Here is a 15,362-nt window from a genome sequence, read left to right as displayed (position 1 = left end):
GGGACATCACTGCACCGGCGGCGCAGTCTTCGCCGCCTCGGACGCCTTCTCGGGCGTCACGTCGAGAACGCGGGCGCGACCGGTGATGGTCGCCTCCTTCGGCAGGCAGTTCGTCATGCACGGCTCGGCGTTCCAGAACTCCTTCTCCGCGGTCTCGCGGTCGTCCATGAAGAAGTTCTTCTCGTTCGGCAGGCGGATGCTGGCCAGATTCTTCTCGTTCACCTCGAAGTCCTGGTCCTTCAGGATGTCGTTGAGGTAGAGAAGGTAAGCGGTGACCGAGTAGGTCTCGTCCGGCGTCAGCGTCTGCGCCGCGCCGAACGGCATCGCCCGGTGGACGAAGTCGAACACAGTCGAGACGTAGGGCCAGTAGGAGCCGACGGTCTTGACGGGGCTGTCCGACTTGAGGGTGCCGGCCCCTCCCGCGAGCTCGGGCCAGCGGCCGGCTCCCTCGCCGAACTCGCCGTGGCAGCTGGCGCAGCGCTCCTGGAAGACCGTCTCGCCGAGCGCCGCCGTTCCCTTGCCGACCGGCAGGCCCTGGCCGTCCGGGCGCACGTCGATGTCCCAGCCCTTGATCTCCTCGGGAGTCGCGACGCGGCCGATGTTCAGACGCTCCGCCGCCGCCGCCGGAGACGTGGCGAGGACGAGGGCCGCCAGCGCCGCCGAGATCCCGTTACGCGACCTCGACATTCTCGATCTCCCCGTTGGGCAGCACGTGCCAGGTCTGGATGCCGTTGTTGTGGTAGATCGAGTTGAGGCCGCGGTGTTGCCGCAGGGCCGCCTTCGTCGGCTGGACGTAGCCGGTCTGGTCGATCGCGCGCGATTGCAGCAGCAGCGGATCCCCGTTCCAGTCGAACTCGTAGTAGAAGCGCGTCAGCGCCTTATCGAGGATGGGCCCGTCGAGGCGGGCGGCCCGCCAGTTGCGCCCGCCATCCAGGGAGATGTCGACGCCCTTGATCGCGCCGCGGCCCGACCAAGCCAGTCCGGAGAGCACCGTGAAGCCCTTGTGGTGCATCGGCGCCTGAGGGCTCGGATTGGTGATGACGGATTTCGCGTCCATGGCCCAGGTGAAGCGGCGCGCCTGCCCGTCCGGCAGCAGGGCGGTGTATTTCGAGGTCTCCTCGCGGGTGTGCCAGGGCTCGTCGCCGACCTTGATCCGGCGCAGCCACTTCACCCACATGTTGCCCTGCCAGCCGGGCAGGACGAGGCGCATCGGGTAGCCGTGCTCGGGATAGAGCGCCTCCCCGTTCATGGCGTAGGCGACGATGGCGTCGTCGAGCGCCTTCTCGATCGGCACCGACCGGGTCATCGCCGACGCATCGGCCCCCTCGGGCAGCAGCCACTTGGCGTTCGCCTTGAGGCCGGCCTCCTCCAGCAGGCGCTTGAGCGGCACGCCGGTGTACATCACGCAGTGGATCATGCCGTGCGTGAACTGGCAGCCGTTGAGCTGCGCGCCCTTCCACTCCATGCCCGAATTGGCCGCGCATTCGAGGAAGGCGATCCGGTTGACGCGGGGGAAGCGCTTCACGTCCTCGAGCGTCAGCATCAGCGGCTTCTCGACGAGGCCGTGGATCATCAGCCGGTGCTCGGCCGGATCGATCTCGGCGATGCCGCCGTGATGGCGCTCGAAGCCGAGGCCGTTGGGGGTGATGATGCCCTCCAGCTGGTGCAGCGGCGTGAAGCTGACCGAACTCTGGCGCGAGGCGGTGAGCCACTCCACGTCGCGGCGGACCACATCCGCCTCGAACTTCGAAGGCCGGCCGTAGGGGCGGCTGACGACGCCGTCGCCGAGGGCCTGCGACCATTCGGGCACGTTCGGCGGCAGGTTCTTCGCCTCCGGAGTTCCGGCGGCGGCCCGACCGGCGAACGCACCGGCCCCGACCGCGCCGCCGAGCGCGAGGCCGGTCCGCAGGAAGGACCGACGTGACGTCGGGCCGGACGGGTCCGGGCGCTGCTTCGGGTCGGACATGGGTCTCTCCGAACTATTAGACATATTCTTATGCGTGAATATTTTCGACACGATCAGGCGCCGCGGACGCTGACCTGCGCGGGCGTCGCACGCACGGTGCCCTTCCGCCGGACATGCGCCGTGACGACGTCCCAGATCGGCGGCCCCTCGGTGCCCTCGTTGACGCTCGCCCAGCCGGCCACGGTGTAGGACGTGCCGGCCTCGATCGGCTTGCCGGTCCGCAGGAGGGTCAGGTCGGAGATGCGCTGGCCGGCCGGGCGGGCGACGTCGATGGCGTAGGAGACGCCGCCGACCCGGACCATGTCGCCGCCCTGCTGGTAGTAGGGGTCGGGGTTGAAGAGGTTGTCGGCGACATCCTCCAGCACCTCCTTGAGGCGGGCGCCCGTCATGGGCATGCGGTAGGCCGCCGGATAGGTGATGGCGGTGGCGTTGTAGACGTCCTCGCGGGTGATCGGCTGCCCCGGCAGAAGGGTCGTGCCCCAGCGGAAGCCCGGCGAGAGGGCGATCTCGGCCTCGCGCTCCGCGAGCAGCGCGTCGCAGATCACGTCGTCGAGCGTCCCGTTGAAGTTGCCGCGCCGGTAGAGCAGGCCCTCGGTGCGACCGAGTTCCTCCGTCAGCATGGCCTCGTGCGGGCCGCGGATCGCCTGGATCCTGTCGGCCATCGCCTTCTGCGGCGCGATGACGTCGGAGAAGATCGGGATCAGCTTCGACCGGAACCCCTTCACGGCGCCGTCCCGAACGTCGAGATCGACGCGGGTGAGGAACTTGCCGTGGCTGCCAGAGGCGATGAGCAGGGTCTGGCCGACCGTCACCGCCTGCGGCAGCGCGTCGTGGGTGTGGCCGGTGAGGACGACGTCGATCCCCTTCACCCGCGCGGCGAGCTTGCGGTCGACGTCGAAGCCGTTGTGCGAGAGCAGCACGACGAGGTCGGCGCCCTCCCGGCGGGCCTTGTCGACGCTCGCCTGCACATCCTCCTCGCGGATGCCGAAGGACCAGTTCGGGATCATCCAGCGGGGATTGGCGATCGGCGTGTAGGGGAAGGCCTGTCCGATGACCGCGACCTTCGCGCCGCCGCGCTCGAACATCCGCATCGCCTCGAAGGCCGGCTCGTTCCACTCGGCGTCGCGCACGTTCTGGCCGAGGAACGGGCAGCCGAGCCCGTCCACGATCTCCTTGACCCGGTCGGTGCCGAGGGTGAACTCCCAGTGCCCGGTCATGGCGTCGGGCTTCAGAAGCGCCATGCAATCGACCATGTCCTGGCCCTTGCTCAGCATGGACGTGTAGCTGTTCTGCCAGGTGTCGCCGCCGTCGAGGAACAGGACCCGGTCGCCCCGCTCGGCACGGATCGCGTCGAGCACCGTGGCGATGCGGTCGAGACCGCCCATGCGGCCGTAGCTGCGGGCCAGCGCAACGTAGTCCTCCGGCGTCAGGGCGTAGGCGAGCGGTGAGCCGCCGGGGATGCCGAACAGGTCGAGATAGGCGCGGCCGGTGACGTGGGGGACCTGCCCCCGGGCCTCGCCGACGCCGAGATTGGTCGAGGGCTCGCGGAACAGGACGGGCCGGAGCTGCGCGTGGATATCGGTCAGATGGACCAGGGTGACGTTGCCCATCGGCTCGAAGGCCAGCAGGTCGTCCTGGGCGAGGCGCTGCTGGGCGAAGGCGCGGGTCCATCCCGACGGCACGAGGGCGGCGGTGGCGGCGGCGATCTGCAGGAAGTCGCGGCGTGAGGTCATCGCGGGTTCCGACGCTCAGTTGCGGACGGCCGGGGTCTCGACCGGAAGGCCGAGGCCGCGCCAGGCGACGTAGGTTTCGAGCGCGATGAACTCGTCGGAGAGGGGCTTGTAGGGGGTGGCGCGGACGTCCTGCATGCAGCCCTCCATGCGCTCGTGCAGGGGGACGAGGCGCTGGTCGCGCAGGCGGTAGACGGGGAAGCCGTTGCTCTGGCCCTGGCTCAGGAAGTCCGCGCGCAGATACTTGCCGTGGTTCGACTGATGGCAACTCGCGCAGGCGAGATCGAGCTGGCCGTTGCGCTGATAGTAGAGGGCCTTGCCGCGCTCGAACCACGGCGTCATCGGCCCGTCGACCTTCACGGCGACCGGCATGCCGCGGGACTGGTTGCGGATATAGGTCGTCATCGCGGTGAGGTCGGATGAGCCGAAGGCCCAGGGCTCCGCCTTCAGCGCCCCGCCCCGGCAGATGTTGATCCGCTGCTCGAGGTTGACCGGCTTGCCGAGCTTCTCGTTCCATTTCGGATACGCCGCCGCCACACCCTTCATCGACGTCGCGGCATCGTTGTGACAGCTCGCGCAAGACTTGCCCGCGGCGCCGTCGACCTTCGACCAGAGTTCCTCGCCCTGCTCCACCGCGAGAAACCCGGGATTGTTGAAGTCGTCGGCCTGCATGGCCTGCGTTTCCTTCGAGCGGAAATACAGGCCCGAGACCACCTCCTCGAACGGGGAATCGGGGCTTTGCGGCTTGATGCCGTGTCCCTGCCAGGCCGGCCGCTCCGCACCGTCCTGCGCATGCGGCGGGACGGCGGAAGCGAGGATCACGGCGGCGGCCAGGGCCACACGAAGGGGAACGGACGGCATGGAAGCTCCGACACGGTGTGGACGGGCTCTCCGGGGCGGGATGCTCCGGAGCGCGTCACGAGACCTTGATCTGCTCCGTGGCCTGGATCTTGGAGCCGTCGTCGTCGATCCAGGTGAAGGTCAACGTTCCCGATTCCGAGGGCTTGATCTTGAACTGGAAGTACGGGTTGGCCGAGACGGCGCCTTCCATGTTGGCGCTGAAGATCGTCTTGCCGTTCAGGTCGCAGCTGAACGTGTTCAGGATCTTGCGCGGGATGGTCTTGCCGTCCTTGTCCTTGCGCTGGCCGGATTCCATCGTGTGCGAGACGAGCGTCTTCACTTCGATGACGCCGCCCTTGGCGACTTCCTTCTTGTCCAGTTTGATCCGCGGCTTCACGTCGGCCATGTCGTCCTCCCGGTCTCGCGCTGCTGTCTCGGCTCGTCCGGGCGTCAGCCGCCGCAGCCGCCGATGGTGACTTTCACCTGCTTCACGTCGCTGAAGATCGAGCCGTCGTTCATGCGGGCGATCGCGACGACGTTCTGGGTTTCGGCGAGGCGGATGCGCGTGTTGGCTTCGGCGACGCTCGACGGCGTGAAGTGGAAGCTGATGACGCCGGGGTTCGGGTTGCCCTCGGCGACGATCATCACCTCCTCGACGAAGCTCTCCTCCGTCATCGGCGCCTCGACGCTCACCGTCATCGGCACGGTGTTGCCGTTCTCGGCGATCTCGGGAAGCTCGAGCTTGACCTTGCCCCTGACCGGCTCCTTGCCGCGGGTGAACGCCTTGATCGCCTCCGCGCTGTTGTTCTTGGCCGCGTGGGCCGGACCGGCGCGCAGGGACAGCGTCGCCGCGACGGCGGCGCCGGTGCCGAGGGCCAGGGCCTGGCGGCGGTTCAGTGCGTATCTCATCGGACGCGGCTCCCGGATCACTTCAGGGTTGTGAGGTAGGCGACCACGTCCTCGACCTGCTGGGCGGTGAGGATCGGCTTGCCCTGGAATTCGGCGCGAACGCGGCTCAGGCCGTCGATCCGGTAGAAGGCCGGCATCACCGTCGCCTCGGTGAAGACGTGCTTGGGGTTGACCACGATCATGCGCAGATGCGCCGCGTCCCAGCGGCCCGCGACGCCGTCGAGGGAAGGGCCGACCTCGCCGTGGAAGGATTCGGTCTCGAGCGACGAGATCTGGTGGCAGCCGAGGCAATTGCCCTGACGGCGGTTCACCACGACCTTGGCGCCGGCGGCGGCGTCGCCGGGCCTGTCGGTGAGGGGGTCCGGGATGGCGTCGGTGCCGTCGACGGCCACGACCCGGATGGGCGCGAGGCCGCTCGAACCCGTCTCCGCTCCGGCAGCCGTCGCCAGAGCGCAAGCTCCCGCGACCGCCAAGGCATGGATCTGCCTGCGCATCTGGCGTTCCCTCGGTGTGCCGTCTTGAGCGGCTTGCGCGGCCGGTTCCGGCCGCTCGCATCGTCGCCGGGCCTCGACCCATCGACATATGCGAATTATTGCAAGTTTGCCCTGGATCGGTCCCGAGTCAACCGAAATAATTCTTGAGGCACCGACGCCGCGCCTGACCTAGCCCTTTCGGTCACCCCCGGCTTCACGCAGATACTCGCGCAGGGTGCTTCGCTCGTAGCCTCGCTCGGAAACGAAGGCGAAGGTGCGCTTGAAGTCCTCCGGTGCCACGTAACCCTGCATGCGCAGCACCTCCCGCTCCCGCGGGCGCTTGGCCGCGAGCGCTGCGCCGTCGTCGGAGAAGAACTGCAGGGTCGGCGTGAAGCGGATGCCGTACTTCTCCGCGAAGCGCTTCTCGGACAGGCGCTCCCCGTCGAAGTCCGTCACCTCCCGCGCGCCGATGATGTTGAGCTGCAGGATCTCGAACCGGTCGCGGACGAAGGCACTGGTCTCGGCGTTCGCGAAATTCACGAGGTGCATCTCCTTGCAATAGGGGCACCCCTTCAGCTCCCAGAGCACGGCGAGGCGTCTGCCGCGATCCCGGGCCGCCTTCAGGTCGTCCGTCAGGTCGAGGAAGCTTTCGAGGAACCAGGGCTGCCGATAGAGACCGTCATCACCCAGGATCGGCTCGGCGAAGGCGGGCCGCGGCAGACCGAGTGCCAGGACGCCCGCGAGGAACCGGCGGCGGGTGGACATGGCGCTCCCTCCAAATATTCTGCTTCATGCATGTGTAGGGTGCTTCGTCGGCACCTGGCAATCCGGGGACCGCGTTCCATGCCTCAGAGACGCCTGCCGTCGGCTCTGCGCCGAGCCGCCCTCTGCGTGCTCCTGGCCGCCGCGCCTGCTCCCGCGACGCGGGCCGGCGGCTCGCCCGCTCCGGATGTCGGCGCGATCCTGGAGCGCCTTCAGGGTGAGCGGCGCGTGGTGCTCGCCTACCTCGCACACGACAATCCCGACCTTGCCCTGACCGCCCTCGACCGCTGGCGCGCGCTTCTCCAAACCGAGGGCGCGAGGCTCGTCGCAGCGACGGGCGGGCGCTCCGACCCGAGCCCGATCCTCGCGGCGCTCGATGCGTCCCTGGCCGAGGCGGCGAAGGCCGTCGAGCATGGCGACGGCACCCGCGCCCGCGCGGTCCTCCAGGGGGCGAGCGCCCCACTCGATGCGTGGCGGCGCGCGGGCGGGTTCCGCCTCTTCTCCGACTGCATCGCTGACCTCTCCGCGCGCTACGAGGCGCTGGACCGGTATCGTCAGGCCGGTCCCGACCTCGGCGATCCGGAGACGCGAATCGAGGTCGGGACGGCGGCCGACGCCGCGGCCGCCGCCATGGGCCGCTGCGACGCTCAGGCCGGCGAGGCCATCCGGTCCGATCCGGAATTCCGGCGGCTCTCGGACGGGATGTCGGCCAGTCTCGCCAGGATTCCGGCGGCCCTCGACGCCCGCGACCCGGCGCTGCTGCACCGCCTGCTGATCGAGTTGCGCGCCTTCGAGCGGCTCCTGGCCTTCCGTTACGGGTGAGGCCCTGCGGCTCTGGGTCAGCCGACACGCCCGAGAACGGGCACCGCATCCGTCAGCCAGGCGCCGAGCAGCGGCATCCAGCCGCCGAAGATAACGAGCCCGGTCGCCACGAGGGCACCGCCCATCGTCGCCTCGACTTTGCGCAGGTGGCGCCGGAACCGGCCGGCCAACCGCAGGAACGGGCCGGTGAAGAGGGCAGCGGCGATGAACGGCAGGCCGATTCCGGCGGCGTAAGCCGCGAGCAGCCACGCGCCGCGCGCGACGTCGTCCTCCCCGCCGGCGAGAAGAAGGATGGAGGCCAGGACCGGTCCGACGCACGGCGTCCATCCGAACGCGAAGGCGAGCCCGACCAGGAAGGCCCCGACGACGCCGTCCGGCCGTGCCTCGACCTGGAAGCGCACGTCGCGCAGCAGCGGCATCCAGCGGAAGACACCGATCATGTGGAGCCCGAGCAGCACGATCACGAGGCCGGCGACCCGGGACAGGACGCCGACATGGTCCGCGAGGAACTGGCCGGCCGCGGAGGCGCTCGCGCCGAGCGCCACGAACACCGCCGAGAAGCCGAGCACGAAGGCGAGCGCGCGCAGGACGGCCCGACGCGCCAGCCCCCGGTCCGGCCGCTCGACCAGTTCCTGCAACGAAGAGCCGGCGAGAAAGCAGAGGTAGGGCGGCACCAGCGGCAGAATGCAGGGCGACAGAAACGAGAGCAGCCCGGCGCCGAAGGCCGTCAGGATCCCGATATCGGCGGTCACGATGCCCCCCTCGAATATATTCGATTTTTTCTATATCATGCGTCGGGATGGTCCGCTTGGGAAGGCCGATGCACGCGACGAGGCGGTCCATGATGGCGTGGGCGGGCGGGCTCTGCCTGCTGCCCGCGACGGCGGAGGCCGCCGAGATGCTGATGTTTGAGCGGCGCAGCTGCCCGTGGTGCCGGAGGTGGGACGCGGTGATCGGCCCGATCTACCCGAAGACGGAGGTGGGCCGGCGGGCGCCGCTTCGGCGCATCGACCTCGACGCGGGCGTGCCGCCGGGACTCACGCTCGAGCGCCCGATCCGCTACACACCGACCTTCGTTCTCGCCGAGGGCGGGCGCGAGGTCGGCCGCATCGAGGGGTACCCGGGCGAAGACTTCTTCTGGGCGCGCGCCGAGCGGCTGCTCGCTCGATCGGCCACTTCGCCCTGAAGCGAAGCGGACGGCACGCCCAATGCACGCGAACGGCCAGGAAGAGGATGGAACGATGCCGCTGCAGCAGGCGGAGAGGACGACGGACGGTGCAGCTTCCGGATCCCTCGATCTGGAACTGCTGCTCGCCAACGCCCGCGACGCGAGCGAGCTTCTGAAGGCTCTCGCCCACGAGGCCCGGCTCGTCATCCTCTGCCTTCTGGTGGAGGGCGAGCGGTCCGTGTCCGAGCTCGAGCAGTTGCTGAACCTGCGCCAGCCGGCCGTGTCGCAGCAGCTCGCACGCCTGCGCGCCGACGACCTCGTCGAGGCACGCCGGGACGGCAAGAACATCTACTATGCCCTGGCCCGCCCCGAGGTCAGAGAGATCATCGCGGCGCTGCATCGCGCATTCTGCGAGACGCGGACGGGCTGACCTTCGGCGGACGCCCCCCGCTTTCGGACAGGTCGATGCCGTTGCAACCTCCGTCGTGAGCCTCGGCCGATGTTTGAATCCCTGCCCCCGCACCTGTTTCGGGCGACGCTCGGCCTCGTCCTGGGAGCGCTGCTCGGCTTGGTCGCGCGCCGTGGGCGGTTCTGCACGCTGGGCGCGGTCGAGGACGCCGTCTACGCGCGGGATACGCGGAGGGCGCGCGCCTGGATGCTCGCCGCCGGCATCGCCATCCTCGGAACCCATCTGCTGGAGACCTATGCCGGCCTCGACCTCGCTCGCTCGATCTATGCGGGCCCGCGCCTCGAATGGGGTGCCCTGATCGTCGGAGGCACGATGTTCGGGTTCGGGATGGCGCTGGTGGGGACCTGCGGCTTCGGGGCCCTCCTTCGCCTCGGCGGCGGCGACCTGCGGGCGTTCCTCGTCCTGCTGGTCCTGGGGCTCTCGGCCTACATGGCCATCAGCGGGTTGACCGGGCTCGCGCGGGTGGCGCTCACCGGGTCGTCGAGCCTGGACGTCGGGAGCCAGCGGCTCGGGACCTTGCTCGGCCTCGGCCGTGTCGGCACCGAAACCTTGGCCATCGTCGCCGCCGCGGGTCTCGTGCTTGTCGCCCTCGCCAGCCGCGACTTCCGGAAGAGCCGTCCGCTGCTGTACGGGGCCGTCGCCATCGGATGCCTGATTGCCGCCGGATGGTGGACGAACGGGGTTGCCGGCTACGATGAATTCGAGGCGCGCACGGTCGGCTCGTTCAGCTTCGCCCGCCCCGTCGGCGACACGCTGCTCTACGCGATGCTCGCGACGGGAACGAACGTCGATTTCGGCGTGGGGTCCGTGGTCGGGGTCATCCTCGGTGCCTTCGCTGCCGCGCGGAGCACGGATGACTTCCGCTGGGAGGCTCCCGACGACGCCCGCGAGGTCAAACGCCACCTCCTCGGCGCCTTCCTGATGGGCACCGGGGGTGTGACGGCTCTGGGATGCACCATCGGCCAGGGCTTGAGCGGGCTATCGACGCTTTCGGTCGGATCGATACTCGCCTTGACCTTCATTCTCGCAGGTGCGCGAGCCGGGCTTTACTATCTGGTCGATCGTCACGCTTGAGCCTCGGAGGCTTGAGCGACGCTGAAATATGTTTGTTGATGATGTTTAAATCTAAAATATTGATATTAACTCCCTATCCGTCAAGTTTCTCTTGTTTTCACAGGGCGTTCTCAGACTTGTTCCATGAATTCTGAACCCGAGGACTCGGGCATCCTTGTTTCAAGGCAAGATCTGGCCCCGTCGCGCGTCGCCTGGCAGCTCGAACGTCGCCCGGGCCGAGGCGGCCCATGAGTTCGCGCCGGCCGCGGCGCAGATCCTCCGTAGCCTCACGAGGGAATCGCAGACGAGCCGAGACTCGACTCTGCGACCCGGTGGGCACGGAGTTGCCAAGGCGCGGGACGACCGGGCTCTGACATTTCGACGGCGAGGTGGTGGACGTCCGGAATGCGCTCCTTCGGGGCGTTCGACCGGTGCCGGCGGAAGAGCCGCTCTTTCGCGGGCCATTGCTCTGGGTGGATTTGCCGCGGACAGGGCCGTACGCGGTGTGCGCCTCCTCACCGCGTCCCTGTCGGCAAATGCCTTACCCGGCAATGTGCATCGATGCGACCACCGTCTTGAAAAGGCAGGCCCCCGTGAGGGACGACGTATTCCCGCGACCCGGCGTCAGCCGGCGTCGCTTCGGGGCCATGCTCGTCGGCGGCGTCGCGGCCGCCGCGGTCACGCCTGCGATCCGTCCGGCCGGGGCAGCTTCCGAGGACGTCCGCATCGCCGATCTGGACTGGGTTGATGCCGGTCGCGACCGTCGCGTGCCGGCGCGGTTGTACTGGCCGTCCCCGGGGGCACCGGCGGGGCCCGTTCCCTTGATCGTCTTTTCGCACGGCCTCGGTCAGTCGCGGACGGGCTACAGCTATCTCGGGCGCCACTGGGCGGCCAACGGTTACGCGAGCCTTCACGTGCAGCACGTCGGGAGCGACGGCACCGTCTGGGCCGGCAATCCGTTCGAGGTTCTCGACCGCGTCAACCTGGCGGCGGACGAACGCGAGGCCATCGCCCGGGCCGCCGACATGAGTTTCGCGCTCGACCGGATCCTCGGCAGGGACAGCACCTTCGCCGCGTTCATCGACCCGGCGCGCATCGTCGCCGCCGGCCATTCCTACGGCGCGAACACGACCCTGATCGTCGGCGGGGCGCGCGTCGTTCGCGAGGGCAAGACGATCGACCGCAGGGACATGCGCTTCAAGGCCGGCATCGTCATCTCGGCGCCGCCATTCTACGGCGAGCGCGACCTGCACGCCGTTCTCGCAGCCGTCACCATGCCGACCTTCCACGTGACCGCGACCGCGGACGTGATCGCGTTGCCCGGTCGACGGTCGCCGGTGCAGGACCGCCTCGACGTCTACGAGGCTGTCGGGACGTCGAGGAAGGCGCTGGCGGTCTTCCAGGGCGGATCGCACAGCATCTTCACCGACCGGGCCCTGACGGGCGGGGTGACGCTCAACCCGCAGGTGAAGCAGGCGACGGCGGAAGGCGCGCTGGCCTTCCTCGACCTGACGTTCCGAGGCGACCCCTCACCCTTGGCGTCGTGGAGCGAGACCTGGCGACCGCTCCTCGCCGTGGCGCCCACAGCTTACCCCGTCACCGGGTCGGGGCGGCATCCATCACGCCGAGATCGTCCCCGCTCGTAGCGGTTGCGCCGACCCTCGCCCCGCTCGGACGGTCCATGTTCCACCTGATCTTCGGTCTGCCCTGCCTCTACGTCATCGCCAGGGTGCTGTGGCCTCTGCCGTGGCCGTTCCTGCTGAAGGCCTGCGTCGCCGTTCTCCTGCTCATCGCGTCCCAGTACCACCTGTGGAGCCGCCTCTCCTCGGGCTCGGTCTTCTCACCCGAATTTCCACGCGCCCTGGTCATCCTGTTCAACTGGGCCTTCGGCACCATCTTTCTGTTGGCGGCGCTGCAGCTGGCGGTCGATGTCGCGGCGCTGGCCGGCAAGCTCGTGCCTGGGGGCAGCTGGTCGCAGCCGGTGGCGTGGCGCTACGCCGAGGCCGCTCTGGCCATGCTTCTGTCGGCGGTCGCGGTGCAGCAGGCCGTGCGGGTGCCCCCGCTCAAGGACGTCACCGTCGAGATCGACAACCTTCCGGCCGGCTTCGACGGCTATACCCTGCTTCAGCTGACGGATTTGCACCTCAGCCGCCTCTTCCCGGCGCGTTGGGCGCGCGAGGTCGTGGCGCGCTCCAACGCGCTCGGCGTCGATCTCATCGTGGTCACCGGCGACCTGATCGACGGGTCCCTCGCTGCCCGACGCGCCGACGTCGAACCGCTGCGTGATCTCCGGGCCCCCGACGGGGTCTGGCTGATCCCCGGCAACCACGAATATTTCTTCGAGTACCGGGCGTGGATGCGCCACTATTCCGACTTGGGCATGGCCGTGCTTGCGAACCGGCACACGGTCCTGAAGCGCGGTGAGGATGCCGTCGTCCTGGCCGGCGTGACCGATCTCTCGGCCTCGCATTCGGGCCAGCCGGCCCACGACCTCGACGCGGCGTTGACCGGCGCTCCGGCAGGCGCCCCGATCGTCCTCCTCGACCATCAGCCGAGGGATGCGGCCAGGGCGGCCTCGAAGGGCGTCGCCCTGCAACTGTCCGGCCACACGCATGGCGGGATGATCGTCGGCCTCGACAGGCTCGTCGCACGGGCGAATGGCGGCTTCGTCTCGGGCGCGTACGCGGTCGGGGGCATGACGCTCTACGTCAACAACGGCACCGCGCTGTGGCCGGGCTTCGCCCTCCGGTTGGGTCCCGCGTCCGAGCTGACCCGCATCACCCTCCGCGCCGGCGTCCGGCCGCGCGCCAGCTGACCGAACCCGGGTCCGGCGTCGAGACCCGAAGAAGCGGATTGCCGTTGCCCGAACGGGCAACGGGAGCCGGTCACTGCGCGGCGGTCGCCGGGCGGCTCAGCACGGTGAAGCCCTGCTTCTCGAAGGCGGTCTTGGCGGCGGGTCCGCGCAGATAGGTCAGGAGGGCGGCGGCGTCCGGGTTGCGCGAATCCTTGGTGATCGCGACCGGGTAGACGATCGCCGGGTGGCTGTCGGCGGGGAAGGTGGCGACGATCCTCACGTTGGCGTCCGCCGCCGCGTCGGTGGCGTAGACGATGCCGAGCGGCGCCTCGCCCCGCGAGACGAGGAGCAGGGCGGCCCGCACGCTCTCCGCCTGCGCGATCCTGTCCTTCACCCCGGCCCAGCCGCCGAGCTTCTCCAGCGCCGCCTTGCCGTACTTGCCGGCCGGCACCGCCTCGACGTTGCCCATGGCGAGCTTGCCGGAGCCGAGGGCCGAGGCGAGATCGAGGCCCGGCCCCATCGTCACCTCGGCCTTCGAGTCCTTCGGGGCGATCAGGACGATGCTGTTGGCCAACAGGCTCACGCGCGTGTCGGGCCGGATGAGATCCTTCTTGGCGAGGTAGTCCATCCAGTCGAGGTCGGCCGAGAAGAACAGGTCGGCGGGCGCGCCCTGCTCGATCTGCTTGGCCAGCGTGTTCGAGGCCGCGTACGAGATCCGCGGGGCCGGCTTGCCCTCCTTGGCGTAAGTTCCGGCGATCTCGTCGAGGGCGTTCTTCAGGCTCGCGGCGGCGAAGACGGTCGGCGCTTCCGCGGCCGGCGCGGGCAGCGGCCCTGCCAGGGCGAGGGCGACGAGGCCGGCCAGGAATCGGGTGCGGGTGAGCATGGCCATACGCGACAGTTCCTGTTTCGAATGAGGGGAGGGGATCACGCGGCCGCGGGCAGGCTCGCCAGCCAACTGCGCGTCTCTCCGCGATGAAGGCGCCCGGCCTTGGATGCGCTATATACGGAGAAACATAGCTTCGACCAGGGCCGATCGGCTATTGCGACGGTTGGGATGTGCCGAGGAGCCCACGTGCAGACGCCGACCGCCGCCGCGACAGCGCCCATCGACATGCCGGAGATCGCCGAGGCCCTCGCGCGGATGGAGCGGTGCCTGCGCGCGGTCGGGTGCGAGCGCGTGCCGCTCGACGATGCCGCCGGCCGCGTCTGCGCCGAGGCCCTGCCGGCGCGCCTCGACGCTCCCCCCTTCGCGGTCGCGGCGATGGACGGCTACGCCCTGCGTTGGGCCGATGCCGACGCCCTCCTGGCCCGTTCGGGCGTGACAAGGGCGGGCGATCCGATCGGTCCGCCGCTCGCACCCGGGACCTGCCGGCGGATCTTCACCGGCGCACCGGTTCCCCCCGGAGCCGATACGGTCGTCGTTCAGGAACTGACCGAGACCGTCGGCGAGCGCCTGCGCATCCTGCCGGGCGCCGAACCGCACCGGCACATCCGAGCGGCCGGCAGCAATTTCGGCACGGGCACGCCGGTGACCCGGCCCGGGACGCGCCTGAGCGCCCGCGACATCGGCCTCGCCGCCGCCGCGGGCCACGCGGAGATCCGCGTCCATCGCCGGCCGCGCGTCGCCGTCCTCTCGACGGGAAGCGAGCTGTCGCGCGCCTTCGCGGACGGGCAGGCGGGCCAGATCCTCAATGCCAACCGTCCGGCCCTGAAGGCGCTGGTCCGGAGCTGGGGCGGGGTGCCGCTCGATCTCGGCATCGCGGCGGACGACGGCGCGGCCCTCTCCGTCGCCCTGTCGCGGGCGCGCGCGACGGCGGGGATTGATCTCCTCGTCACGTCGGGCGGGGCGTCGGTCGGAGACTTCGACCTCCTGAGCCCGGTCCTCGCGGAGTTGGGCTTCGAGCCGGCCTTCCGGAAGGTCCGCATGCGACCGGGCAAGGCGACCCTGTTCGGGCGTCTCGGACAGCTCCCGGTCCTGGGGCTGCCCGGAAATGCCGTGGCGGCGCTGGTGAGCGCGCTTCTCTTCCTCGGACCCGCGATGTCGCGGCTGGCGGGGGCGGGATGGGCGGAGCCGTCGCCCGAGCGCGCCGTCCTGGCGACGCCGCTGCCGGCGACCGGGCCGCGCACGACGTTCCTGCGGGGCCGGCTCGGCCGTGTCGGGCGGGGCGTGCCGACGTTTTCCGTCCTGGCGGACCAGGACAACGCGATGCTGTCGGGGCTGGCCCTGGCCGACGCTCTCGTCCTCCGCCCGGCCGACGCTCCTCCGGCCGCGCCGGGCGAGCCGGTCGCGGTCCTCCGCTTCGATCTCAGCCCCGGCTTCTGAAGGGGGTTAGGGCGCATCCGCCGGGCGCGGCTCCCGCGATGCCGGCCTCGTCT

General features: G+C 69.8%; 17 protein-coding genes. 7 read left to right on the top strand and 10 right to left on the bottom strand.

Translation table 11 applies throughout. The annotated features are described in order from the left end of the window. Window positions 1–6: 6 nt before the first annotated feature. The 8 genes from ABS772_RS23620 to ABS772_RS23585 all read right to left on the bottom strand — a co-directional run bounded on the left by ABS772_RS23620 (window position 7) and on the right by ABS772_RS23585 (window position 6,683). Entirely contained in the window at window positions 7–687 is a 681-nt protein-coding gene (locus tag ABS772_RS23620; RefSeq protein WP_350397127.1) for a c-type cytochrome, read from the bottom strand. Further along, on the bottom strand, window positions 671–1,966 hold the full coding sequence (soxC, locus tag ABS772_RS23615; RefSeq protein WP_350397126.1) for a sulfite dehydrogenase: 1,296 nt from the start codon (window positions 1,964–1,966) through the stop codon (window positions 671–673). Before soxC ends, ABS772_RS23620 begins: the two co-directional genes overlap by 17 nt. Before the next feature lie 53 nt (window positions 1,967–2,019). Continuing rightward, complete coding sequence (soxB, locus tag ABS772_RS23610) at window positions 2,020–3,699, bottom strand: thiosulfohydrolase SoxB (protein ID WP_350397125.1); 1,680 nt, start codon at window positions 3,697–3,699, stop codon at window positions 2,020–2,022. A gap of 15 nt (window positions 3,700–3,714) precedes the next feature. After that, window positions 3,715–4,557: a sulfur oxidation c-type cytochrome SoxA gene (gene soxA / locus ABS772_RS23605; RefSeq protein WP_350397124.1), complete on the bottom strand. Its 843-nt coding sequence runs from the start codon at window positions 4,555–4,557 to the stop codon at window positions 3,715–3,717. A gap of 55 nt (window positions 4,558–4,612) precedes the next feature. After that, a complete protein-coding gene (gene soxZ, locus ABS772_RS23600) occupies window positions 4,613–4,942 on the bottom strand; it encodes a thiosulfate oxidation carrier complex protein SoxZ (RefSeq protein ID WP_350397123.1) in 330 nt (109 codons plus the stop codon). 44 nt (window positions 4,943–4,986) lie between these two features. Continuing rightward, entirely contained in the window at window positions 4,987–5,445 is a 459-nt protein-coding gene (soxY, locus tag ABS772_RS23595; RefSeq protein ID WP_350397122.1) for a thiosulfate oxidation carrier protein SoxY, read from the bottom strand. Between the two features lie 17 nt (window positions 5,446–5,462). Continuing rightward, on the bottom strand, window positions 5,463–5,939 hold the full coding sequence (soxX, locus tag ABS772_RS23590) for a sulfur oxidation c-type cytochrome SoxX (RefSeq protein WP_350397120.1): 477 nt from the start codon (window positions 5,937–5,939) through the stop codon (window positions 5,463–5,465). A 168-nt stretch (window positions 5,940–6,107) separates the two neighbouring features. Then, on the bottom strand, window positions 6,108–6,683 hold the full coding sequence (locus tag ABS772_RS23585; protein WP_350397119.1) for a thioredoxin family protein: 576 nt from the start codon (window positions 6,681–6,683) through the stop codon (window positions 6,108–6,110). A 78-nt stretch (window positions 6,684–6,761) separates the two neighbouring features. On the opposite strand from ABS772_RS23585, the gene ABS772_RS23580 reads away from it, so the two are divergent. Beyond that, window positions 6,762–7,502 (top strand): hypothetical protein, encoded by a 741-nt coding sequence (locus tag ABS772_RS23580; RefSeq protein ID WP_350397118.1) that lies wholly within the window; start codon window positions 6,762–6,764, stop codon window positions 7,500–7,502. 17 nt (window positions 7,503–7,519) lie between these two features. Here ABS772_RS23580 and ABS772_RS23575 read toward each other — a convergent pair whose 3' ends face one another. After that, a complete protein-coding gene (locus ABS772_RS23575) occupies window positions 7,520–8,254 on the bottom strand; it encodes a cytochrome c biogenesis CcdA family protein (RefSeq protein WP_350397117.1) in 735 nt (244 codons plus the stop codon). 92 nt (window positions 8,255–8,346) lie between these two features. Here ABS772_RS23575 and ABS772_RS23570 point away from each other — a divergent pair, with 92 nt between their 5' ends. From ABS772_RS23570 to ABS772_RS23550, 5 genes are all read left to right on the top strand, one after another. Beyond that, entirely contained in the window at window positions 8,347–8,688 is a 342-nt protein-coding gene (locus ABS772_RS23570) for a thioredoxin family protein (protein ID WP_350397158.1), read from the top strand. A gap of 55 nt (window positions 8,689–8,743) precedes the next feature. Beyond that, window positions 8,744–9,100: an ArsR/SmtB family transcription factor gene (locus ABS772_RS23565; protein ID WP_350397115.1), complete on the top strand. Its 357-nt coding sequence runs from the start codon at window positions 8,744–8,746 to the stop codon at window positions 9,098–9,100. A 69-nt stretch (window positions 9,101–9,169) separates the two neighbouring features. Further along, entirely contained in the window at window positions 9,170–10,213 is a 1,044-nt protein-coding gene (locus ABS772_RS23560; protein ID WP_350397114.1) for a YeeE/YedE family protein, read from the top strand. Window positions 10,214–10,785: 572 nt separating this feature from the next. Then, a complete protein-coding gene (locus ABS772_RS23555; RefSeq protein ID WP_350397157.1) occupies window positions 10,786–11,838 on the top strand; it encodes an alpha/beta hydrolase family protein in 1,053 nt (350 codons plus the stop codon). A 35-nt stretch (window positions 11,839–11,873) separates the two neighbouring features. After that, window positions 11,874–13,007 (top strand): metallophosphoesterase, encoded by a 1,134-nt coding sequence (locus tag ABS772_RS23550; protein ID WP_350397113.1) that lies wholly within the window; start codon window positions 11,874–11,876, stop codon window positions 13,005–13,007. A 70-nt stretch (window positions 13,008–13,077) separates the two neighbouring features. On the opposite strand, the gene modA is transcribed toward ABS772_RS23550, so the two are convergent. Beyond that, window positions 13,078–13,875: a molybdate ABC transporter substrate-binding protein gene (gene modA, locus ABS772_RS23545; RefSeq protein WP_350397112.1), complete on the bottom strand. Its 798-nt coding sequence runs from the start codon at window positions 13,873–13,875 to the stop codon at window positions 13,078–13,080. Window positions 13,876–14,058: 183 nt separating this feature from the next. Here modA and ABS772_RS23540 point away from each other — a divergent pair, with 183 nt between their 5' ends. Further along, on the top strand, window positions 14,059–15,309 hold the full coding sequence (locus ABS772_RS23540; protein ID WP_350397111.1) for a molybdopterin molybdotransferase MoeA: 1,251 nt from the start codon (window positions 14,059–14,061) through the stop codon (window positions 15,307–15,309). The last annotated feature ends 53 nt before the right edge of the window (window positions 15,310–15,362 follow it).

Origin of the sequence: Methylorubrum podarium (assembly GCF_040270385.1) — a bacterium.
In the GTDB taxonomy this organism is placed as follows: Bacteria; Pseudomonadota; Alphaproteobacteria; order Rhizobiales; family Beijerinckiaceae; genus Methylobacterium; species Methylobacterium podarium.
This window is presented reverse-complemented; position numbering and strand designations above follow the sequence as displayed.

What these genes read in the sequence shown, in the direction of transcription:
- ABS772_RS23620 (WP_350397127.1), bottom strand. Translation starts at nt 687, where the DNA reads ATGTCGAGGTCGCGTAACGGGATCTCGGCGGCGCTGGCGGCCCTCGTC.
- soxC (WP_350397126.1), bottom strand. Translation starts at nt 1,966, where the DNA reads ATGTCCGACCCGAAGCAGCGCCCGGACCCGTCCGGCCCGACGTCACGT.
- soxB (WP_350397125.1), bottom strand. Translation starts at nt 3,699, where the DNA reads ATGACCTCACGCCGCGACTTCCTGCAGATCGCCGCCGCCACCGCCGCC.
- soxA (WP_350397124.1), bottom strand. Translation starts at nt 4,557, where the DNA reads ATGCCGTCCGTTCCCCTTCGTGTGGCCCTGGCCGCCGCCGTGATCCTC.
- soxZ (WP_350397123.1), bottom strand. Translation starts at nt 4,942, where the DNA reads ATGGCCGACGTGAAGCCGCGGATCAAACTGGACAAGAAGGAAGTCGCC.
- soxY (WP_350397122.1), bottom strand. Translation starts at nt 5,445, where the DNA reads ATGAGATACGCACTGAACCGCCGCCAGGCCCTGGCCCTCGGCACCGGC.
- soxX (WP_350397120.1), bottom strand. Translation starts at nt 5,939, where the DNA reads ATGCGCAGGCAGATCCATGCCTTGGCGGTCGCGGGAGCTTGCGCTCTG.
- ABS772_RS23585 (WP_350397119.1), bottom strand. Translation starts at nt 6,683, where the DNA reads ATGTCCACCCGCCGCCGGTTCCTCGCGGGCGTCCTGGCACTCGGTCTG.
- ABS772_RS23580 (WP_350397118.1), top strand. Translation starts at nt 6,762, where the DNA reads ATGCCTCAGAGACGCCTGCCGTCGGCTCTGCGCCGAGCCGCCCTCTGC.
- ABS772_RS23570 (WP_350397158.1), top strand. Translation starts at nt 8,347, where the DNA reads ATGGCGTGGGCGGGCGGGCTCTGCCTGCTGCCCGCGACGGCGGAGGCC.
- ABS772_RS23565 (WP_350397115.1), top strand. Translation starts at nt 8,744, where the DNA reads ATGCCGCTGCAGCAGGCGGAGAGGACGACGGACGGTGCAGCTTCCGGA.
- ABS772_RS23560 (WP_350397114.1), top strand. Translation starts at nt 9,170, where the DNA reads ATGTTTGAATCCCTGCCCCCGCACCTGTTTCGGGCGACGCTCGGCCTC.
- ABS772_RS23550 (WP_350397113.1), top strand. Translation starts at nt 11,874, where the DNA reads ATGTTCCACCTGATCTTCGGTCTGCCCTGCCTCTACGTCATCGCCAGG.
- modA (WP_350397112.1), bottom strand. Translation starts at nt 13,875, where the DNA reads ATGGCCATGCTCACCCGCACCCGATTCCTGGCCGGCCTCGTCGCCCTC.